Source organism: Mycobacterium sp. 050272 (assembly GCF_039023525.1).
GTDB lineage: Bacteria > Actinomycetota > Actinomycetes > Mycobacteriales > Mycobacteriaceae > Mycobacterium.
In genome coordinates this window covers 123,862-145,132 of sequence record NZ_JBCHKV010000009.1, presented here as the reverse complement: position 1 = coordinate 145,132, position 21,271 = coordinate 123,862, and the positions used below count along the sequence as shown (strand labels likewise).

Here is a 21,271-nt window from a genome sequence, read left to right as displayed (position 1 = left end):
CTGTCCGGCCGTGGGCGTCGGGGGGTATATCCAGCAGGAACGCAGTGATGCCGAGCTGCTGGCCGCCCATGTTGCCGGCGACCGCTACGCGTTCGGCGAGCTGTTCGGACGCCACCGGCGCCAGCTGCACCGCCTTGCCCGGTTGACCACTCGCACGCCCGAGGACGCCGAAGACGCGCTGCAGGACGCCATGCTGTCGGCACACCGCGGTGCCGGCTCATTTCGGTATGACGCCGCGGTCGGCAGCTGGCTGCACCGGATCGTGGTCAACGCCTGCCTGGATCGGCTGCGGCGCACCAAATCTCACCGGACGGCGCCGCTGGAGGATGTTTATCCGGTGCCCGATCGTACGGCTCAGGTCGAAACCGCGATGGTGGTGCAACGCGCGCTGATGCGGTTACCGCTCGAGCAACGCGCCACGATCGTGGCGGTCGACATGCAGGGCTATTCGATCGCCGACACCGCGGCGCTGCTGGGAGTCGCCGAGGGCACGGTCAAAAGCAGATGCGCGCGTGCCCGGGTACGGCTGGCCCACCTGCTCGGCTATCTGGATGCCGGCGCCCACACCACCCCCGACCGCCCCGGCGGCCAGCGTTAACGGGCCGGGCGCGACCGCCGGCCCGGGCATGACGGACACTGGGGCGGATGGGCGAGGCGGAGAACGAACCGGCGGATCACGATCCGGATCCGCGGAATGCGGGCGCGGACGCGGCGCTGACGGCGGAGTCGCTCGCCGACCTGCAGGCCGGTCTGCTGGACGACGAATCCGCCGCCCGGCTGCGCCGGCGAGTGCGCCAAGACCCGAACGCCCAACGGGTCCTGAGGGCGTTGAACCAGGTACGCCGCGATGTCGCGGCTCTCGGCGCGGATCCGGAATCGGCACCTGAATCGCCGGCCGAGACAACGAACCGGATCTCCGCGGCGCTGCGGGCGGCGTCCCCAGGTGCCGCGGCGACGGTGGTGACTCACGCCGCTCGCCCGCGCATCCGCCCCGCGCGAATCGCCGCCGGGGTGGCCGGTGTCGGCGCGGCGCTCGCGGCGGTCGGTTTCGGCACGGTGGCGCTGCTCAACGAGCCCGAACCCGCCCCGAGCACCCCGACCACCGCCATGCACATCACGGTGTCGACCCCACCGATGGCGATCCCGCTGTCCGCGTCCGAAATCGGCGTCCTGCTGCGCCGTGCTCCCGATTACGGTCCGCTCGCCGACCCCGGCCGACGCGCATCCTGTCTAGGCGGTCTCGGCTATCCGGCTTCCACCCAGGTGCTCGCCGCGCGGCCGATCGAGATCAACGCTCGCCCCGGCGTGCTGCTGGTGTTGCCCGCCGATAGTCCCGACGACCTTGCCGTCTTTGCGGTGGCCCTGAACTGCAGCGCCGCCGATACTGGGCTGTTAGCCAGCACCCAGGTCCCCCGCCCTTAAGGTGGTGGCACGTGTTGCGCGACACGGCCGGGAACAGCCGCGCCTAGGCTGGCGTTCGACACGATTGAGAAATCTGGATCCCTGAAAGGCTCGCATGACCGATACCGCTCATGACAAAGTCCACGACGTCATCGTCATCGGTTCCGGTCCGGCCGGGTACACGGCAGCGCTCTACGCGGCGCGCGCGCAACTGGCCCCGGTGGTCTTTGAAGGCACGTCGTTCGGCGGCGCGCTGATGACCACGACCGAAGTGGAGAACTACCCCGGCTTCCGCGACGGCATCACCGGCCCGGAACTGATGGACCAGATGCGCGAGCAGGCGTTGCGCTTCGGGGCGGACCTGCGGATGGAAGACGTCGAATCCGTCTCGCTGGACGGACCGGTCAAGTCCGTTGTGACCGCCGAAGGCGAGACCTTCAAGGCGCGCGCCGTCATCTTGGCGATGGGTGCCGCGGCGCGTTACCTGCAGGTGCCCGGCGAGCAGGAGTTGCTGGGCCGCGGGGTCAGCGCATGTGCCACCTGTGACGGGTTCTTCTTCCGCGACCAGGACATCGCCGTGATCGGCGGCGGTGACTCGGCGATGGAAGAGGCGACGTTCTTGACCCGCTTCGCGCGCAGCGTGACGCTGGTGCACCGTCGTGACGAATTCCGGGCCTCCAAGATCATGCTCGAGCGCGCACGTACCAACGACAAGATCAAATTCATCACCAACCAGACCGTGGTGGCGGTGGACGGCGAGACAACAGTCACGGGACTGCAATTGCGCGACAACGTAACTGGCGAAGAGACCACACTCCCGGTCACGGGTGTGTTCGTCGCGATCGGCCACGAACCCCGGTCGGCTCTGGTGCGCGACGTCATCGACGTCGACCCGGACGGCTACGTACTTGTCAAGGGACGCACCACGAGCACCACCATCGACGGTGTCTTCGCGGCCGGCGATCTGGTGGACCGTACCTACCGGCAAGCCGTCACGGCGGCGGGCAGTGGCTGCTCGGCGGCCATTGACGCCGAGCGCTGGTTGGCCGAGCACGAACAGACCGAAGTCGCCGACGAAAAACCGGCGGCCGGAAATGCGGACGACACTGATTTGATTGGAGCACCACGATGAGCGACGCCGAAAAAGCCGGGGCCACAAAGGAAGTCTCTGACGCTTCCTTCTCCGCGGACGTATTATCCAGCAATAAGCCTGTGCTGGTTGACTTTTGGGCGACCTGGTGCGGACCGTGCAAGATGGTCGCACCCGTTCTCGAAGAGATCGCGGCCGAACGGTCGGATCAGCTGACCGTGGCCAAGCTCGACGTCGATGCGAATCCCGAGACGGCGCGTGACTTCCAGGTGGTATCGATCCCCACGATGATCCTGTTCAAGGACGGCCAGCCGGTGAAGCGAATCGTCGGCGCGAAGGGCAAGGCGGCGCTGCTGCGCGAGCTCTCCGACGCGGTGCCCAACCTCACCTGATCGCCATCCGGTTTGCGCCAGCGCATCGCCGTTCAGCCTGGGGTTTTCCGGAAATTGAGAAGAATCTGCGACAATACCGGTTAGCTGTAGTGCGTTTGTCAGCCTGTCAGTTTGTCCCGGAGGGCCCTTGGTATGTCGAGTCCGCGCCGCGAAAACGGCGACGCTCTGCGCTGTGGTGACCGCAGCGCAGCTGTGACCGAAATCCGGGCCTCACTGGCAGCATTAGGGCTACTGGACAGCGCTGGCGAAGATCTGGCGACGGGTCGGCAGGTGGCCCTCGAAGTCTTCGACACCCAGCTTGACCACGCCGTCCGTGCTTTCCAGCAGCATCGTGGGCTGCTAGTCGACGGCATCGTCGGCGAGGCGACTTACCGGGCACTCAAAGAGGCGTCCTACCGGCTCGGCGCGCGCACGTTGTACCACCAATTCGGTGCTCCGCTCTACGGTGACGACGTCGCGACATTACAGGCCAGGCTGCAAGATCTCGGTTTCTACACCGGCCTGGTCGACGGCCATTTCGGCCTGCAGACGCACAACGCGTTGATGTCGTACCAACGCGAGTACGGGATGTCGGCGGACGGCATCTGCGGGCCGGAAACCTTGCGCTCCTTGTACTTTCTGAGTTCGCGGGTCAGCGGCGGTTCGCCCCACGCCATTCGCGAAGAAGAACTCGTCCGGCGCTCCGGTCCCCGACTCTCGGGCAAGCGGATCATCATCGATCCGGGCCGCGGCGGTGACGACCATGGTCTGATCGCACCCGGCCCGACCGGCCCGGTCAGCGAAGCAGATATCTTGTGGGACTTGGCGAGTCGGCTGGAAGGCCGGATGACCGCGATCGGCATGGAGACCTTCCTGTCCCGCCCGACCAACCGTAGCCCGTCGGACGCCGAACGGGCCGCTACCGCCAACAACGTCGGTGCCGACCTGATGATCAGCTTGCGCTGCGAAGCTCAGGTCAGCTCTTCTGCCAACGGCGTGGCCTCGTTCCACTTTGGCAACTCGCATGGGTCGGTTTCGACCATCGGCCGCAATCTCGCCGACTTCATCCAGCGAGAAGTGGTGGCCCGCACCGGGTTACGCGATTGCCGGACGCATGGACGCACTTGGGATCTGCTGCGGCTGACCCGGATGCCCACCGTCCAGGTCGATGTCGGCTACATTACCAACCCCGGTGACCGGGACCGGCTGCTCTCGATGCAAACGCGCGATGCGGTGGCCGAAGGCATCCTGGCCGCGGTCAAGCGGCTCTACCTGCTCGGCAAAAACGACCGACCCACCGGCACCTTCACTTTCGCCGAGCTCCTGGCGCACGAATTATCGGTGGAACGGACGACCCGCCTCGGCGGTACTTAACCGTTCTGCTTGTTCTGCAACGTATTTCCCGCCTTCAGGACGTTGCAAGACCCGGCGCCGACCGGCTGCTGAAGCTCGGCGTTCTGCAGTAGGCGCTCCAGGGCGGCTTCCACCTCCGCCTTCCACCCCAGGCCCTTGTCGAGCTCGAGGCGTAGCCGCGGGAAGTACGGATGTGGCGCTACCACAACGAAACCCACGTCTTTCAAGAACTCCGCATCGATGATGCAGCGGTCCACCGAGCAATCCCCCAGGGACTCCAGCACCGGCCGGACGTCGGGGTCGGCGAGGGTGGGGTCCAACGATTCCGATGCGGCCGGGGTGCGGCCGAAGGCTTCCAGCGCGCGGACCCCGCGACGCATCAACTCGTCGATCACCCGGGCCAGCAGATCATGTGGCAAGTCGTCGGGGGCGTGCCCGAGTTCGACACCCATCGAGGTCAACAGGACCGCGTCCGGAGACACCGGAGCGGTAGGAAACCGATGCGCTCGCGGCACCGCACCCGGCGGCGCGTACAGCACATAGCCCAGACACGGAGGATCGGTGACGCTTTGCTCGTCGGGCATCGCGGTCGCGACCTGTCCGCACGACCCCCACTCCAGCATCACCATCGACAGCCATGCCTCTTTTTCGAATTCCGGGTCGGCGAGGTGGTCTTGATCGCCGAGGGTCGCGGGATCGACCTCCCAGAAAACACAGCGGCGCGCATGCTTGGGCAGCTGCTCGAAGCCTTCGAGCCGCAGGGGCGTGATTCGAGCAGACACTAGCCTCCTGGCTTCCGTGCGTATCGCAGCCCAGTGCGGCAAGCCCGGCTGTACCCGGGCTGACGTGCACCACCAACCGCTCCAGGATAGGAGAGTTTATTGTTCTCGGGCCAGTGTTGACCCGACCACTCCGGCGCCGCGGCCGAAACGCTCCGATACGCGCAGCCGGCGGCGACCGGGACTCGAAAAGGCTTGATGTACAACGGATCTCCGCGCTCGAGAGGGTTCGGTAGGCGTTCGGAACACACCCGGTGTCACAGTGACGTAATTACACCGTGTAACGGGTCATGCCTTGGGCGGGGTCATGGTGTCGATAATCCGCTGTAAATCCTCGACCGAGGCGAACTCCACCACGATCCTGCCCTTGCGCTTGCCCAGGCTGACGGTGACCCGGGTGTCGAAGGCGTTCGACAGCCGCTCGGCAACGTCTTGCAGACCGGGCATCTGGATCGGCTTGCGGCGCGGCGCCGCCGGGGCCGCCGCATCACCACGGTTGGCCAATGTCACGGCCTCCTCGGTGGCGCGCACCGACAGACCCTCGGCGACGATCCGGCTCGCCAGCTCCTCCTGCGCTTCAGGCCCGGCTTCCAGCGACAGCAGCGCGCGGGCGTGGCCGGCGGACAGTACTCCGGCGGCCACTCGGCGTTGCACGGCGATCGGCAGTTTGAGCAGCCGGATCATATTGGTGATCAACGGCCGCGACCGTCCGATCCGCGAGGCCAGTTCGTCATGGGTGACGTCGAACTCATCGAGCAGCTGCTGGTATGCGGCGGCTTCTTCCAACGGGTTCAGCTGTGCCCGGTGGATGTTCTCGAGGAGAGCGTCGCGCAACAGGTTGTCGTCGGTGGTCTCTCGCACGATGGCGGGAAGGGTCGCCAGCTGCGCCTCCTGGGCCGCCCGCCAGCGCCGCTCCCCCATCACAATCTGGTACCGTGCGCCGCCGGGTGCTGGGGTGACCGCGCGCACCACGATCGGCTGCAAAAGGCCGAACTCGCGGATTGAGTGCACCAGTTCGGCCAGGGCCTCGTCGTCGAACACCTGCCTGGGCTGCTTGGGGTTGGGCTCGATATCGGCCGGCGAGATCTCGCGATACACCGCGCCTATCTCGTTAGCGATTGGTGCCGGCCCACCGATCAGCACATCGGCTGCGGCGTCGCCCATCCTCGGACCCAGTGTCGCGGGTCCGCCGTCGGCTTCGGCGGGTCCGGTGGGAATCAGGGCAGCGAGACCTCGGCCGAGCCCGCCCTTCTTTTTGCCCGCACTCGTCATTGTCGTCCCTTCACGAATGATGGTTAGTCGCGCTGTGCGAGTTCGCGGCTCGCGTCGAGATAGCTCATCGCCCCGCGGGATCCGGGGTCGTAGTCGATGATCGTCATGCTGTAGCCGGGCGCCTCCGAAACCTTGACGCTGCGTGGGATGACGGTGCGCAGCACCTTGTTGCCGAAGTAGCGGCGCACCTCCTCCGCCACCTGATCAGCGAGCTTGGTCCGGCCGTCGTACATGGTCAGAATCACCGTCGTCACATCCAGTTGCGGGTTGAGATGCGCCTTCACCATCTCGATGTTTCGCATCAGCTGCGACACCCCTTCCAAGGCGTAGTACTCGCATTGAATCGGGATCATCACCTCGGGAGCCGCGACGAGTGCGTTGATCGTGAGCAGTCCCAGCGACGGCGGGCAGTCCACGAAGACGTAGTCGAAGTCGAAGTGGTCCAGCTCCGCCAAAGCGTTACGCAATCGGTTCTCGCGCGCGACCATGCTCACTAATTCGATCTCGGCACCCGCCAGATCGATGGTCGACGGAACGCAGAAGAGTCGGTCGCTGTGCGGGCTACGGCGCAGCGCGGTCTCGATCGTCTCCTCACCGAGAAGCACTTCGTAGGACGACGGTGTGCCCGATTGGCGGTCCGTGATGCCCAGTGCCGTGCTCGCATTGCCTTGCGGATCGAGGTCGATGACGAGCGTTTTGAGTCCTTGCAGCGCGAGCGCAGCGGCGAGATTGACGGCGGTCGTTGTCTTACCGACGCCGCCCTTCTGGTTGGCGACGGTGAACACCCGGCGATGTGCCGGCCGGGGCAGCGGTGGGTAGGTCGTGTGCAGCACCCGCATGGCGCGTTCCGCCGCGGCGCCGATTGGGGTGTCGAATTCGTTCGATGTTTCACGTGAAACATCCGCCGTGGTGTCGGTCCGCGATTCGTCCGCGAGGGGTGCCGTCTCGTCCGGAGCGAGTGGCGGGGCCAACGGCGCCGGCGCCCGCTGCGGGTGCTCGACGCTCGGACCCGTGCCTGCGGACCGATCCTGGGGCGAGCTCATCGCTTTCTCCTGTCCGCCCTTGGTGCCGACCCGCGTCGCGACCGCGTTGCGCGCTGCGCTACCACGACGGTTGCGGGCGGACGCAAATAGCTCGCGCCACATGTCACCACCCTGACATCAACTGCCTCCAGCGCGGCCATCCCACGCCGGTGTTCCTCGACTTCGTCGGGAGCGCGCTCCCCTTTGATCGCAATCATGCGTCCGCCCGGCCGTAGCAACGGCATGCTCCACTTCGTCAACTTGTCCAACGCCGCGACTGCCCGTGAGACCGCCGCATCGCGCTCGCCGAAACGCTTACGTATCCCTGGCTCTTCGGCCCGGCCGCGCACCACTTCGACGGTTAACCCTAGTTCGGCAACGACCTCTTTGAGAAACTCGCTGCGGCGCAGGAGTGGTTCCAGCAGCGCGATCTCCAGATCGGGCCGCGCGATCGCCAACGGTATGCCCGGCAATCCCGCTCCGCTGCCGATGTCGACGATCCGCTCACCGTCCTCGAGCAGTTCGGCGACGGCCGCACTATTCAATAGGTGGCGGTCCCAGACACGGTTTACCTCGCGAGGACCCAGCAAGCCGCGTTCGACACCGCTCGTCGCGAGGATCTCTGCATACGCCTGAGCCATGTCGAGGCGGGGCCCGAAGATCTCGGCCGCAGCGGCCGGTGGCTGGCCCGGTCCGGCAGCGATCAACCCGGTCGGTGCCTGGGACGGCGAGTCCGACTCCACGGACTCCCCCGCCGGTGCCACTGCCCGATCAGATCCGCCGACATGTTTCACGTGAAACATTCCTCCGGTCTTCGGACCTACAGCACCATGCGCGCGGGTGAACTACACCGCTGTAACCCGGTCCCGACTAGTCGTGCAGGACAACGACGCGGCGGCTCGGCTCCACGCCTTCGCTCTCGCTGTGGACGCCCGCCACCGCCGCGACGGCGTCGTGGACGATCTTTCGCTCGAACGGGGTCATCGGCTTGAGTTCTTCGCGTTCGCCGCTCTCCAGCACGCGGCGCGCGACTTTGTCGCCCAGCGCTGCCAACTCTTCGCGGCGTCGCCGGCGCCAACTCGCGACGTCGAGCATCAGCCGGCTGCGCACGCCGGTCTTCTGGTGAACCGCGAGTCGGGTCAGCTCCTGGAGTGCATCGAGCACTTCCCCGCCACGACCGACCAACTTGTTCAGGTCGTCGCTGCCGTCGATGCTGACGACCGCGCGGTTGCCCTCGACATCCAGGTCGATATCGCCGTCGAAATCCAGCAGATCCAACAGCTCTTCTAAGTAGTCGCCGGCGATCTCGCCCTCGGCGACCAACCGCTCCTCCAGGTCATCGCCCTCGTCGGCACCGGTCTCCGCCGCCGTCGACTCCTCGTCGTCAACCGCCACTTGCGTGTCCAACTCGCGTTCGGTGGTGTCAGCGTCCGTCATTTTCTCTCCCTCATCCATGGGTCCGTCCCTGTCTCATTCGGGTCACTCTCCGGAGACGGCCCGGTAAAGCTGTGGCGCTATTCGTCAGCGCTTCCGCCGTTTCGGTCGTGCCCCTGGTCGGGGCGTGCGGTTGGCCGGACCGTCCGTGCTGCCGGTGGTCTCCGGTTTGTCAGGTGCGGCGTCGGTTGTCTTTCCGTCGGACACGTCGGGCCTCGCGTCTGCCTTCGTAGCACCGTCGTCGTCAACCGTCGACGCGCCGTTCCCGCCCGGCGAGGTCTTGCGCTTCGGTTTGGCTCCGGGCAGCGGTGCATTGGCCGCCCGGCGTTCCAGCACCTCTTGCTTCTTGGCCTCGTCCTCTTTCTCAATCATGTTGAAGACGTAGTGCTGCTGTCCGAACGTCCAGATGTTGTTGGAGAACCAGTACAGGATGATCGCCAGTGGAAGGAATGGGCCGCCGACGACGACACCGAGGGGGAAGACGTACAGCGCGAGCTTGTTCATCATCGCGGTCTGCGGATTCGCGGCCGCTTCCGCGCTTTGGCGGGCAATCGATGCGCGGCTGTTGAAATACGTGGCGACGCCGGCCAGCAACATCACCGGCGCACCGACCAGGATGACGGCGGGTCGGCTGAAGTCGATGAAGGCGTCCAACCCGGTGCGCTGCGTCATCGACGCCCCGATCGGCGCACCGAACAGATTCGCGTCCAGGAAATGCCCGACGTCGGTCGGGCTGAACACGTAGTTGCCCGTCAATCGGTTCTGGATGACCGACATCTGTGGCTGGCCGAAGCCGCCCGTCGTGCGATTGAAGGAACGCAACACGTGATACAGGCCAAGAAACACCGGGATCTGAGCGAGCATCGGCAAGCAGCCGAGAATCGGGTTGAACCCGTGCTCGCGTTGCAGCTTCTGCATCTCGAGCGCCATCCGCTGCCGATCCTTGCCGTACTTCTTCTGCAGTGCCTTGATCTGTGGCTGCAGTTCTTGCATCTGGCGGGTGGTGCGGATCTGGCGCACGAACGGCTTGTAGAGCAGCGCCCGCAATGTGAAGACAAGGAACATCACCGACAGGGCCCATGCGAAAAAGTTCGAGGGCCCGAGCAATGCCGCGAACAGCTTGTACCAAACCCACATGATCCACGACACCGGGTAGTAGACGAAGTCGAGGCTAAACAGATCAAACGACAAAAGATTCACTCTCCCCTCGCGCCGCCGGGACGTCCCCGACGGCGCTGGTGTCTGCAAAGTCCACCCGGCAGCCGCGCTCTACTGAGGCGCGTTCCGGTATCGGGTCCCATCCTCCCCGATGCCACGGTCCGCACTTGGCGAGCCTGACCGCCGCCAGCCAACTGCCGCGAAACAACCCGTATTCGGTGAGGGCGTCCACCGCGTATTGACTACAGGTCGGCATGAAGCGACATGTCGCCGGTCGCAGCGGCGAGACCATATGCCGGTACAGCTGGATCAGGAAAACCAGGCCGCGGACCACGGTCCGGCTCGCGCTGCCCAGTCCCGAGCGCACCGGCGCCGTGACGGTCACCGGTCAGTCTCCGCACGTTCGAACGCGCGCCGCAGACCCTTGCGCAGCTCCTGCTCCAACCTGGCTGACGACACCTGCCGACTACTCGGCAGCGCCCGGATAACCACTTGGTCGTGTCGATGAAGATCGGGCAACATACCCCGGACGGCGTGGCGGAGCCGGCGTGAAACCCGATGGCGGTCGACGGCCGAGCCGACTGACTTCGCGACGATCAGCCCCACGCGTGGACCCGGTTGGTCATCGTCATCCCGGCGCACGTGGACGACGAGATCGGGCTGCGCGGTGCGCATCCCCTTCTTCACTGTCGCGTCGAATTCCCGTGACCGCGTCATGCGGTTGCGCGCGGGAAGCACCGCCAACACGCCTGTCGGTCAGATCAGGCAGATAGCGCGCGGCGACCCTTGCGGCGCCGGCCGGACACGATGGCGCGTCCGGCCCTTGTGCGCATCCGCAAGCGGAAACCGTGCACACGAGCACGGCGCCGGTTGTTCGGCTGGAAAGTCCGCTTGCCCTTGGCCACGGCGTTCTCCTCGTTCTGTTTCGCTAGAAGCTTGTCCCCGCCGTCCGGCCGGTCACATTCAGCTCAGCTAGATTGCGTCGTGACTCGGTCGAAAAGTGGTTCTTGCTGCTGGCCGGCGCGGTCCCCGGGCAATTACTTCCCGGTCGCAGCCGTATCGCCGACTTTCGGGCGACTGTATGAGGGTACTGACGAGCGTTGCCTGGGTCAAACCTGGCCTGCCCCAACGAACCCGCTACCACCCGAGTTGAAATTTTGGCTGCCGTCGCAGGCGATCGGCACGACATCATCGACAAGCCGCAGCACGCCCCGATGAACTCTAAAGAACGCGACTGGAATGCAACAGAACTGTTGGCAGCCGCACGGAAAACTGTTAGCTTCGGGCAATGCTGTTTCAGAGTTGGGACGGCGCTCGACAACGAAGCATGATGGCGGATCTACTCGCTGTGCCGACGACCTGACCTGGGTTGTCTCAGCCCGCGGATCGCGAGCCGTCGCCGGTGGGTTGCGGCCCGTGTACGCCTATCCTGTCCACACCTGTGTATAACTATGTGGACAGTTGCTTTGTCGCCAAGCGTGGTTGTAGCTCGACCCGGGACGTTCTAGAACCAGGGAGATGCGTCGTTGACCGATGACTCCGGTTCTGGTTTCACGGCAGTGTGGAACGCGGTCGTCTCTGAACTCAACGGCGATTCCGATACAGACGGTGTGGGCAATCGCGCGACTCTTGTCACTCCGCTCACTCCGCAGCAGCGCGCGTGGCTGAATCTTGTTCAGCCGCTGACCATCGTCGAGGGGTTCGCCCTGCTGTCGGTGCCGAGCAGTTTCGTGCAAAACGAAATCGAACGGCATCTGCGCACCCCGATCACCGACGCGCTCAGCCGCCGGCTCGGGCAGCAGATACAACTCGGGGTACGAATCGCTCCGCCTTCCGACGACGCCGACGACGCGGCCCTTCCGCCCGGTGACACCTTCGCCGACGACATTGGTCTAGAAACGTCAAGTGACGCCGACGAGGCCGATGAAAACGGCGAAGCGATCGGCGTCGAACAGAGCTGGCCCAACTATTTCGCCGAACGTCCACACAGCACCGACTCCGCCGCGGCCGCCGGTGGGACCAGTCTCAACCGGCGCTACACCTTCGAGACTTTCGTCATCGGCGCCTCCAATCGCTTCGCCCATGCCGCGGCCCTGGCCATCGCCGAAGCGCCGGCGCGTGCCTACAACCCGTTGTTCATCTGGGGCGAGTCCGGCCTCGGCAAGACCCACTTGTTGCATGCCGCAGGCAATTACGCGCAGCGATTGTTCCCCGGCATGCGCGTGAAGTACGTGTCGACCGAGGAATTCACCAACGACTTCATCAACTCGCTTCGCGACGATCGCAAGGTCGCATTCAAGCGCAGTTACCGCGACGTCGACGTACTGCTGGTGGATGACATTCAATTCATCGAGGGCAAGGAAGGTATCCAGGAGGAGTTCTTCCACACCTTCAACACGTTGCACAACGCCAACAAGCAGATCGTCATCTCGTCGGACCGGCCGCCCAAACAACTCGCCACTCTCGAAGACCGGCTGCGAACCCGTTTCGAGTGGGGTCTGATCACCGACGTCCAGCCACCGGAACTGGAAACCCGCATCGCGATTCTGCGCAAGAAGGCCCAGATGGAACGGCTTGCGGTCCCCGACGATGTCCTCGAGCTCATCGCCAGCAGCATCGAGCGCAACATTCGCGAGCTCGAGGGAGCCCTGATCCGGGTGACCGCGTTCGCCTCGCTGAATAAGACGCCCATCGACAAGTCTTTGGCCGAGATCGTGCTGCGCGACCTGATCGCCGATGCCAGCACGATGCAAATCAGTGCGGCGACCATCATGGCCGCCACCGCCGAATACTTCGACACCACCGTCGAGGAATTACGCGGTCCCGGCAAGACCCGAGCCCTGGCTCAGTCGCGGCAGATCGCGATGTATCTGTGCCGCGAGCTCACCGATCTGTCATTACCCAAGATCGGCCAAGCGTTCGGCCGCGACCACACCACGGTCATGTACGCACAGCGAAAGATCTTGTCCGAAATGGCCGAGCGGCGTGAGGTGTTCGATCACGTCAAAGAACTCACCACTCGGATCCGGCAGCGCTCCAAGCGCTGATTTCTGCGGTTTCGGCCACCACGCGCCAAACTTTTTCAAAAAACTTGCCACCCGTCCGTAACTCCAGTCACAGCGCAGCGATGTGCGCAGCGTTGTGTACAAACGTCCCAAACAACAGTGCAGCAATCGGCTGCGACGTGCACACCGCTGCCCCGTCCCCAGTCGCCCAACAACGACTGCACAGTTACCCACGCCGTCATCCACAAGCCGATCGACCCGCTAGCTGCGCGGGGCCGGACCTGTCCCCAGATTGCACAGGCCTTAATACTGGTACTGAGATCTATCCGTTGTTTCTTCTTTGAAGAACAGCTTTGGGGACGCGTCGCTGCACAGCGCTCGCGGACCTCTCGTCGACTCGGCTTGTCGGCCTTAACGATTAGCTTTCAAGATGGGCGCAGAAGCTCTACGGTTGTGATTCGACTCCCGTTGCGGACGTCGTGGCGGGTAACTCGCCTCGGCTGTTCGTCGCGGGGCCCAAGCCGGCGGGACGAGAAGCTGGCTACCGGATTTTGAACTTTGGGTAGGTGAAGGGACGCTATGGACGTGGCGACGACAAGTGCTGGTCTCACCGATCTGAAGTTTCGCCTGGTCCGAGAATCTTTCGCCGACGCGGTGTCGTGGGTTGCGAAGAATCTGCCGAGCCGGCCGGCGGTTCCGGTTCTTTCCGGCGTGTTACTCACCGGTTCGGACGAGGGCTTGACGATCTCGGGATTCGACTACGAAGTGTCCGCCGAAGCACAGATCCCGGCCGAAATCGCTTCTCCGGGAAGCGTTTTGGTGTCGGGACGGCTGTTATCCGACATCACCAGGGCGTTGCCGGATAAGCCGATCGACTTCTACGTCGACGGCAGTCGTGTCGCGTTGACGTGCGGCAGCGCGAAGTTCTCGTTGCCGACGATGGCGGTCGAGGATTACCCGACGCTGCCAACGCTGCCCGAAGAGACCGGAAGCTTGCCGTCGGATTTGTTCGCCGAGGCGATCAGCCAGGTCGCGATCGCCGCCGGCCGGGATGACACGTTGCCGATGCTGACCGGGATACGGGTCGAGATCTCGGGTGAGACGGTGGTTTTGGCCGCGACCGACCGGTTCCGTCTGGCGGTTCGCGAGCTGACGTGGTCGGCGTTGTCACCCGACATCGAGGCGGCCGTATTGGTGCCGGCGAAGACGCTGGCCGAGGCCGCGAAAACAGGAACGGACGGTTCCGATGTTCGGCTGTCATTGGGTGCGGGCAGCGGGGTCGGCAAAGAGGGGCTGCTGGGGATCAGCGGCAATGGCAAGCGCAGCACCACGCGACTGCTGGATGCGGAGTTCCCGAAGTTTCGTCAGCTGCTGCCGGCCGAGCACACCGCGGTCGCGACGATCAACGTCGCCGAGCTGACCGAGGCCATCAAGCTGGTTGCGTTGGTGGCAGACCGGGGTGCACAGGTGCGCATGGAATTCGCCGAGGGGCTGTTGCGACTTTCGGCCGGCGCCGACGATGTCGGTCGCGCCGAGGAAGAACTCGCGGTCGATTTCTCCGGCGAACCGTTGACGATCGCCTTCAATCCGACCTACCTGACCGACGGGCTCAGCTCGGTGAAGGCCGACCGGGTGTCGTTTGGCTTCACTACCCCGGGCAAGCCGGCGTTGCTGCGTCCGGCATTCGACGAGGACAGCCACCCAACGGGCACCGGTCCGTTCTCCGCGTTGCCGACGGATTACGTCTACCTGCTGATGCCAGTTCGGTTGCCCGGATAGGTGTACGTCCGGCATTTAGGGCTGCGTAATTTTCGGTCCTGGGCACAAGCCGACCTCGAGCTCGAACCGGGCCGGACGGTGTTCGTCGGTCCCAACGGTTTCGGGAAGACGAATTTGGTTGAGGCACTGTGGTATTCGACCACTTTGGGCTCACATCGGGTTGGCACTGATGCGCCGTTGATCCGGGCAGGCGCCGATCGGGCGGTGGTTTCGACGATTGTGGTCAGCGAGGGCCGGGAATGCGCGATCGATTTGGAGATTGCTGCGGGACGAGCGAACAAGGCTCGGTTGAACCGCTCGCCGGTGCGCAGTACCCGCGAGGTGGTCGGGGTATTGCGCGCGGTGTTGTTTGCTCCCGAAGACTTGTCGTTGGTCCGGGGTGATCCCGCGGACCGACGTCGCTATCTCGACGATCTGGCGACAGTGCGGCGCCCGGCGGTCGCCGCGCTGCGCGCGGATTACGACAAGGTGTTGCGCCAACGCACCGCACTGTTGAAGTCCCTGGCCGGGTCCCGGCATCGCGGTGACACCAGCGCGCTGGAAACACTCGACGTGTGGGACAGCCGATTGGCCGAGCACGGAGCCGAATTGATGGCCGCGCGTATCGATCTGGTGAATCAGCTGGCCCCGGAGGTGGAGAAGGCCTACCAGCTGCTCGCGCCGGGATCGCGGCCCGCGGGCATCAATTACCGAAGAAGCATCGACGGTTTGAGTGTTGACGGCGCGCAGGAAACAACGGGCCCCGACCGCGATTTCCTGGAAGCTGCGCTGCTGGCCGCATTGGCGGCCCGCCGCAACGCCGAACTGGAACGCGGCGTGTGCCTGGTGGGCCCGCATCGAGACGACTTGGAGCTTCGCCTTGGCGATCAACCAGCGAAAGGCTTTGCCAGCCATGGTGAATCGTGGTCTTTTGCGATCGCGCTGCGGCTGGCCGCTTACGAGTTACTCCGCGCCGACGGCAGCGAGCCGGTGCTGTTGCTCGACGATGTGTTCGCCGAGCTCGACGCGGCACGCCGGCGCGCCCTGGCCGCGGTAGCGGAATCGGCCGAACAAGTGTTGGTCACCGCGGCGGTACTGGAAGATATCCCGGCAGGCTGGGACGCTAGGCGGGTGCACATCGACTTGCAAGACGATGACAGCGGCCGGGTTTCGGTGATGCAACCGTGATCGACGACGAATCGGACGAGGTGTCACCCGCCGGAGAACTGCCGGAGTCATCGAGCGGTCTCAGCGGTATCGACTTGGTGCGGCGCACTCTGGAAGAAGCCCGCGCGGCGGCGCGCGCGCAGGGCAAGGACGCCGGGCGCGGCCGCGCCAGCAATGCGGTTCCGCGCCGGGCCGGCGGGCAGCGGCGGAGCTGGTCGGGTCCGGGACCTGATGTTCGGGATCCGCAACCGATGGGAAGGGTAGTTCGCGATATCGCGAAGAAGCGCGGCTGGTCGGGGCGGGTCGCTGAAGGCACGGTGCTCGGTCACTGGGCGTCGGTCGTGGGCCATCAGATCGCGGATCACGCGACACCGACCGCGCTCAGTGAGGGCGTGCTCAGCGTGACGGCCGAATCCACCGCCTGGGCCACCCAATTGCGGATGATCCAGTCACAGTTGCTGGCCAAGATCGCCGCGGCGGTGGGCAACGGTGTGGTCACATCGCTGAAGATCACGGGTCCCGCGGCTCCGTCCTGGCGCAAGGGGCCCCGACACATCTCCGGGCGCGGCCCGCGTGATACCTACGGCTGACACAATCACGGGGCGCACTGACGCCGGCGACATGCGTCAACAAGGCGTAAAGGTTAGCCCTCTCAGATCCGCGAGAACGAAACGGACCCCCGCTGCGCACGTCCGGACGCGGCGTTAATAAAGAAATTGAGCGCACGGCGCGTCCAGATAGGTAGAAACGCGCCCAGAAAATCGGTCCAGACCCCCGATCACGGTAGAGTGGACGGATGCGACTGCTGCGGTGACTGGAACCGCCCGCATGAAACCCCGAGGAGAGCATTCCGACCGTGGCTGCCCAGAAGAAGAAGGCGCAAGACGAATACGGCGCGTCAGCGATCACCGTGCTCGAAGGGCTGGAGGCGGTCCGTAAACGCCCCGGCATGTACATCGGGTCCACCGGCGAACGAGGTCTGCACCACCTGATCTGGGAGGTCGTTGACAACTCCGTCGACGAGGCGATGGCCGGCTACGCCAACCAGGTCGACGTGCGCATCCTTGATGATGGCAGCGTCGAGGTCGCCGACAACGGCCGCGGAATTCCCGTCGCCATGCACGCCACCGGTGCGCCGACCGTCGACGTCGTGATGACACAACTGCACGCCGGCGGCAAGTTCGGTGGCGAGAACAGCGGTTACAACGTCAGTGGCGGTTTGCACGGCGTCGGTGTGTCAGTGGTCAACGCACTGTCGACGCGGCTCGAGGTCGAGATCTCCCGCGACGGCCACGAGTGGTCGCAGTACTACGAGCGCGCGGTACCCGGAACCCTCAAACAGGGCGAGGCCACCAAGAAGACCGGAACCACGATCAGGTTCTGGGCCGACCCCGACATCTTCGAAACCACCGACTACGACTTCGAGACGGTGGCGCGGCGGCTGCAGGAAATGGCATTCCTCAACAAGGGATTGACGATCAACCTCACCGACGAGCGCGTGACCCGGGAAGAGGTCGTCGACGACGTCGTCAGCGACACCGCCGACGCACCCAAGTCCGCCGAGGAAAAAGCCGCCGAGTCCACTGCCCCGCACAAGGTCAAACACCGGACGTTCCACTACCCCGGCGGCCTCGTCGATTTCGTCAAGCACATCAACCGCACCAAGAGCCCGATCCAGCAGAGCGTCATCGATTTCGACGGCAAGGGTCCCGGCCACGAGGTCGAGATCGCCATGCAATGGAATGGCGGCTATTCGGAGTCGGTGCACACCTTTGCCAATACGATCAATACCCACGAGGGCGGCACGCATGAGGAGGGTTTCCGCAGTGCGCTGACGTCGGTGGTCAACAAGTACGCCAAAGACAAGAAGCTGCTGAAGGAAAAGGACGCCAACCTCACCGGGGACGACATCCGCGAGGGCCTGGCCGCGGTGATCTCGGTGAAGGTCAGTGAGCCGCAGTTCGAGGGCCAGACCAAAACCAAGCTCGGCAACACCGAGGTGAAGTCGTTCGTGCAGCGGGTCTGCAACGAACAACTCACGCACTGGTTCGAAGCCAACCCGTCGGAGGCGAAAACCGTTGTGAATAAGGCGGTTTCGTCGGCGCAAGCCCGTATCGCGGCGCGTAAGGCGCGCGAGTTGGTGCGCCGTAAGAGTGCTACTGATCTGGGTGGGTTGCCCGGTAAGCTGGCTGATTGCCGCTCGACGGATCCGCGCAAGTCGGAACTGTATGTGGTGGAGGGTGATTCAGCGGGCGGTTCGGCGAAATCCGGGCGCGACTCGATGTTTCAGGCGATCCTGCCGTTGCGCGGCAAGATCATCAATGTCGAAAAGGCACGCATCGATCGGGTGTTGAAGAACACCGAAGTCCAGGCGATCATCACCGCGCTGGGCACCGGCATCCACGACGAGTTCGACATCACCAAACTGCGCTACCACAAGATCGTGCTGATGGCCGATGCCGACGTGGACGGACAACACATTTCGACGTTGTTGCTGACGCTGTTGTTCCGGTTCATGCGGCCGCTGATCGAGCACGGGCACGTGTTTTTGGCGCAGCCGCCGTTGTACAAGCTGAAGTGGCAGCGCAGCGAGCCGGAGTTCGCCTACTCCGACCGCGAGCGTGACGGCCTGCTCGAGGCCGGGCAGAAGGCCGGTAAGAAGATCAACAAGGACGACGGCATCCAGCGCTACAAGGGTCTGGGTGAGATGGACGCCAAGGAGTTGTGGGAAACCACGATGGACCCGACGGTGCGGGTGCTGCGCCAGATCACTCTCGACGATGCCGCCGCCGCCGACGAGCTGTTCTCCATCCTGATGGGCGAGGACGTCGACGCACGCCGCAGCTTCATCACCCGCAACGCCAAAGACGTTCGCTTCCTAGACGTCTGAGCGATCAGACGCGCCACCGTTGACCTACCGACGAGGACTACATGACTGACACCACGCTGCCACCGGGGGACGACTCCCTGGACCGGATCGAACCGGTTGACATTCAGCAGGAGATGCAGCGCAGCTACATCGATTACGCGATGAGCGTGATCGTGGGCCGCGCGCTGCCCGAGGTCCGCGACGGCCTCAAGCCGGTGCATCGCCGGGTGCTGTATGCGATGTACGACTCGGGCTTCCGGCCCGACCGCGGCCACGCCAAGTCGGCGCGGTCGGTGGCCGAGACGATGGGTAACTATCATCCGCACGGCGACTCGTCGATCTACGACACCTTGGTGCGGATGGCGCAGCCGTGGTCGCTGCGCTACCCCCTGGTGGACGGCCAGGGCAACTTCGGTTCACCGGGCAACGATCCGCCGGCCGCCATGCGGTACACCGAGGCGCGCCTGACGCCTCTCGCGATGGAGATGTTGCGCGAAATCGACGAGGAGACAGTCGATTTCATTCCCAACTACGACGGCCGGGTGCAGGAGCCGACCGTGCTGCCCAGCCGGTTCCCCAACCTGCTGGCCAACGGCTCCGGTGGCATCGCGGTCGGTATGGCGACCAACATCCCGCCGCACAACCTGCGCGAGTTGGCCGAAGCCGTCTACTGGTGCCTGGACAACCACGAGGCCGACGAAGAGGCGACCCTCAGTGCGGTCTGCGAACGGGTCAAGGGCCCGGACTTCCCGACCCACGGTCTGATCGTCGGATCTCAAGGCATCCACGACGCCTACACCACCGGCCGCGGGTCCATCCGGATGCGCGGAGTCGTTGAGGTGGAAGAGGATTCACGCGGCCGTACCTCGCTGGTGATCACCGAGCTGCCGTATCAGGTCAACCACGACAACTTCATCACCTCGATCGCCGAGCAGGTGCGCGACGGCAAGCTGGCCGGCATCTCCAACATCGAGGATCAGTCCAGTGACCGCGTCGGACTGCGCATCGTCGTCGAAATCAAACGCGACGCCGTGGCCAAGGTGGTGCTGAACAACCTCTACAAGCACACCCAGCTGCAGACCAGCTTCGGCGCGAACATGTTGTCGATCGTCGACGGGGTACCGCGCACGCTGCGGCTCGACCAGATGATCCGCTACTACGTCGCCCACCAACTCGACGTCATCATCCGGCGCACCACTTACCGGCTGCGCAAAGCCAATGAGCGCGCGCACATCTTGCGCGGTCTGGTCAAAGCCCTTGACGCACTGGACGAAGTCATCGCGCTGATCCGCGCGTCGGAGACCGTCGACATCGCGCGGGCCGGCCTGATCGAGCTGCTGGACATCGACGAGATCCAGGCCCAGGCGATCCTTGACATGCAGCTGCGGCGCCTGGCTGCCCTGGAGCGCCAGCGCATCGTCGACGACTTGGCCAAGATCGAGGCCGAGATCGCCGACCTGGAGGACATCCTGGCCAAGCCGGAGCGCCAGCGCGCGATCGTGCGCGACGAGCTCGCCGAGATCGTCGACAAGCACGGCGACGACCGTCGCACCCGGATCGTGGCGGCCGACGGCGACGTCAACGACGAGGACCTGATCGCCCGCGAGGACGTCGTCGTGACCATCACCGAGACCGGCTATGCCAAGCGCACCAAGACCGACCTGTACCGCAGCCAGAAGCGCGGCGGCAAGGGTGTACAGGGTGCCGGGCTCAAGCAGGACGACATCGTCGCGCACTTCTTCGTGTCGTCGACGCACGACTGGATCCTGTTCTTCACCACCCAGGGGCGGGTGTACCGGGCCAAGGCCTACGAGCTGCCCGAGGCGTCGCGAACCGCGCGCGGTCAGCACGTCGCCAACCTGCTGGCCTTCCAGCCCGAGGAGCGCATCGCGCAGGTCATCCAGATCCGCAGCTACGAGGATGCGCCGTACCTGGTGCTGGCCACCCGTAACGGGTTGGTCAAAAAATCCAAGCTGACCGACTTCGACTCCAACCGGTCGGGTGGCATCGTCGCCGTCAACCTGCGCGACGGCGACGAACTCGTCGGCGCCGTCCTGTGCTCGGCCGAGGAAGACCTGCTGCTGGTCTCGGCGCTGGGTCAGTCGATCCGCTTCTCGGCGACCGACGAGGCGCTGCGGCCGATGGGTCGCGCCACCTCCGGGGTGCAGGGCATGCGCTTCAATGAGGACGACCATCTGCTGTCGCTCAACGTGATTCGCGAGGACACCTATCTGCTGGTCGCCACGTCCGGGGGTTACGCCAAGCGCACCGCGATCGAGGAGTACCCGGTGCAGGGCCGTGGCGGCAAGGGAGTCCTGACGGTCCAATACGACGTCCGGCGTGGCAGGCTGGTGGGGGCGTTGATCGTCGACGACGACAGCGAGCTGTACGCGATCACTTCGGGCGGCGGTGTCATCCGCACCACGGCGCGCCAGGTCCGCAAGGCCGGACGCCAGACCAAGGGCGTGCGGTTGATGAACCTGGGTGAGGACAACACCCTGTTGGCCATCGCCCGCAACGCCGAGGAAAGCGCGGACGACGACATCGAGGAAGTCGACGGCGCCGGGGAGTCGGAGAGCTAGTTCGGGTCCG

The 21,271-nt window shown here is 64.9% G+C and carries 20 protein-coding genes; 11 read left to right on the top strand and 9 right to left on the bottom strand.

Features of this window, described 5'->3' with window-relative positions; translation table 11 throughout:
- Window positions 1–10 precede the first annotated feature (10 nt).
- The 5 genes from sigM (at window position 11) to AAHS21_RS18760 (ending at window position 4,236) form a co-directional block, all read left to right on the top strand.
- Window positions 11–598, top strand: a complete 588-nt coding sequence (gene sigM, locus AAHS21_RS18780; RefSeq protein WP_096290691.1) for an RNA polymerase sigma factor SigM — start codon at window positions 11–13, stop codon at window positions 596–598.
- A gap of 47 nt (window positions 599–645) precedes the next feature.
- Complete coding sequence (locus tag AAHS21_RS18775; RefSeq protein WP_342929086.1) at window positions 646–1,422, top strand: hypothetical protein; 777 nt, start codon at window positions 646–648, stop codon at window positions 1,420–1,422.
- A 94-nt stretch (window positions 1,423–1,516) separates the two neighbouring features.
- On the top strand, window positions 1,517–2,533 hold the full coding sequence (gene trxB, locus AAHS21_RS18770; protein WP_342929085.1) for a thioredoxin-disulfide reductase: 1,017 nt from the start codon (window positions 1,517–1,519) through the stop codon (window positions 2,531–2,533).
- Window positions 2,530–2,883 (top strand): thioredoxin, encoded by a 354-nt coding sequence (gene trxA / locus AAHS21_RS18765; RefSeq protein WP_090597962.1) that lies wholly within the window; start codon window positions 2,530–2,532, stop codon window positions 2,881–2,883. Before trxB ends, trxA begins: the two co-directional genes overlap by 4 nt.
- A 132-nt stretch (window positions 2,884–3,015) precedes the next feature.
- Window positions 3,016–4,236 (top strand): N-acetylmuramoyl-L-alanine amidase, encoded by a 1,221-nt coding sequence (locus AAHS21_RS18760; RefSeq protein WP_342929084.1) that lies wholly within the window; start codon window positions 3,016–3,018, stop codon window positions 4,234–4,236.
- On the opposite strand, the gene AAHS21_RS18755 is transcribed toward AAHS21_RS18760, so the two are convergent.
- The 9 genes from AAHS21_RS18755 to rpmH all read right to left on the bottom strand — a co-directional run bounded on the left by AAHS21_RS18755 (window position 4,233) and on the right by rpmH (window position 10,785).
- Window positions 4,233–4,997, bottom strand: a complete 765-nt coding sequence (locus AAHS21_RS18755; protein ID WP_342929083.1) for an acetyltransferase — start codon at window positions 4,995–4,997, stop codon at window positions 4,233–4,235. The two genes, AAHS21_RS18760 and AAHS21_RS18755, sit on opposite strands and share 4 nt — an antisense overlap.
- A gap of 285 nt (window positions 4,998–5,282) precedes the next feature.
- Window positions 5,283–6,266: a ParB/RepB/Spo0J family partition protein gene (locus AAHS21_RS18750; protein ID WP_342929082.1), complete on the bottom strand. Its 984-nt coding sequence runs from the start codon at window positions 6,264–6,266 to the stop codon at window positions 5,283–5,285.
- 23 nt (window positions 6,267–6,289) lie between these two features.
- Window positions 6,290–7,411, bottom strand: coding sequence for a ParA family protein (locus tag AAHS21_RS18745; protein WP_342929081.1), 1,122 nt, complete (start codon window positions 7,409–7,411; stop codon window positions 6,290–6,292).
- Window positions 7,306–7,929: a 16S rRNA (guanine(527)-N(7))-methyltransferase RsmG gene (rsmG, locus tag AAHS21_RS18740; RefSeq protein WP_342929147.1), complete on the bottom strand. Its 624-nt coding sequence runs from the start codon at window positions 7,927–7,929 to the stop codon at window positions 7,306–7,308. The genes AAHS21_RS18745 and rsmG overlap by 106 nt, the downstream gene beginning before the upstream one ends.
- A gap of 229 nt (window positions 7,930–8,158) precedes the next feature.
- Window positions 8,159–8,725 carry a R3H domain-containing nucleic acid-binding protein gene (locus AAHS21_RS18735; protein ID WP_342929080.1) on the bottom strand — a complete coding sequence of 189 codons (567 nt, stop codon included), beginning with the start codon at window positions 8,723–8,725 and terminating at the stop codon, window positions 8,159–8,161.
- An 84-nt stretch (window positions 8,726–8,809) separates the two neighbouring features.
- Window positions 8,810–9,922 carry a membrane protein insertase YidC gene (gene yidC / locus AAHS21_RS18730; protein ID WP_342929079.1) on the bottom strand — a complete coding sequence of 371 codons (1,113 nt, stop codon included), beginning with the start codon at window positions 9,920–9,922 and terminating at the stop codon, window positions 8,810–8,812.
- Window positions 9,903–10,265 carry a membrane protein insertion efficiency factor YidD gene (yidD, locus tag AAHS21_RS18725; RefSeq protein WP_342929078.1) on the bottom strand — a complete coding sequence of 121 codons (363 nt, stop codon included), beginning with the start codon at window positions 10,263–10,265 and terminating at the stop codon, window positions 9,903–9,905. The genes yidC and yidD overlap by 20 nt, the downstream gene beginning before the upstream one ends.
- A complete protein-coding gene (gene rnpA, locus AAHS21_RS18720) occupies window positions 10,262–10,618 on the bottom strand; it encodes a ribonuclease P protein component (protein WP_342929077.1) in 357 nt (118 codons plus the stop codon). The genes yidD and rnpA overlap by 4 nt, the downstream gene beginning before the upstream one ends.
- Window positions 10,619–10,641: 23 nt before the next feature.
- Window positions 10,642–10,785, bottom strand: coding sequence for a 50S ribosomal protein L34 (rpmH, locus tag AAHS21_RS18715; protein ID WP_003874369.1), 144 nt, complete (start codon window positions 10,783–10,785; stop codon window positions 10,642–10,644).
- Window positions 10,786–11,406: 621 nt separating this feature from the next.
- On the opposite strand from rpmH, the gene dnaA reads away from it, so the two are divergent.
- The 6 genes from dnaA (at window position 11,407) to gyrA (ending at window position 21,261) form a co-directional block, all read left to right on the top strand.
- Window positions 11,407–12,927: a chromosomal replication initiator protein DnaA gene (gene dnaA, locus AAHS21_RS18710; RefSeq protein WP_342929076.1), complete on the top strand. Its 1,521-nt coding sequence runs from the start codon at window positions 11,407–11,409 to the stop codon at window positions 12,925–12,927.
- 537 nt (window positions 12,928–13,464) lie between these two features.
- Window positions 13,465–14,664: a DNA polymerase III subunit beta gene (dnaN, locus tag AAHS21_RS18705; RefSeq protein ID WP_342929075.1), complete on the top strand. Its 1,200-nt coding sequence runs from the start codon at window positions 13,465–13,467 to the stop codon at window positions 14,662–14,664.
- Window positions 14,665–15,831, top strand: coding sequence for a DNA replication/repair protein RecF (recF, locus tag AAHS21_RS18700; protein ID WP_342929074.1), 1,167 nt, complete (start codon window positions 14,665–14,667; stop codon window positions 15,829–15,831).
- Between the two features lie 20 nt (window positions 15,832–15,851).
- Window positions 15,852–16,400 (top strand): DUF721 family protein, encoded by a 549-nt coding sequence (locus AAHS21_RS18695; protein ID WP_342929146.1) that lies wholly within the window; start codon window positions 15,852–15,854, stop codon window positions 16,398–16,400.
- A 266-nt stretch (window positions 16,401–16,666) separates the two neighbouring features.
- Window positions 16,667–18,700, top strand: coding sequence for a DNA topoisomerase (ATP-hydrolyzing) subunit B (gyrB, locus tag AAHS21_RS18690; protein WP_342929073.1), 2,034 nt, complete (start codon window positions 16,667–16,669; stop codon window positions 18,698–18,700).
- 41 nt (window positions 18,701–18,741) lie between these two features.
- Window positions 18,742–21,261, top strand: coding sequence for a DNA gyrase subunit A (gene gyrA / locus AAHS21_RS18685; RefSeq protein WP_342929072.1), 2,520 nt, complete (start codon window positions 18,742–18,744; stop codon window positions 21,259–21,261).
- Window positions 21,262–21,271: the final 10 nt, after the last annotated feature.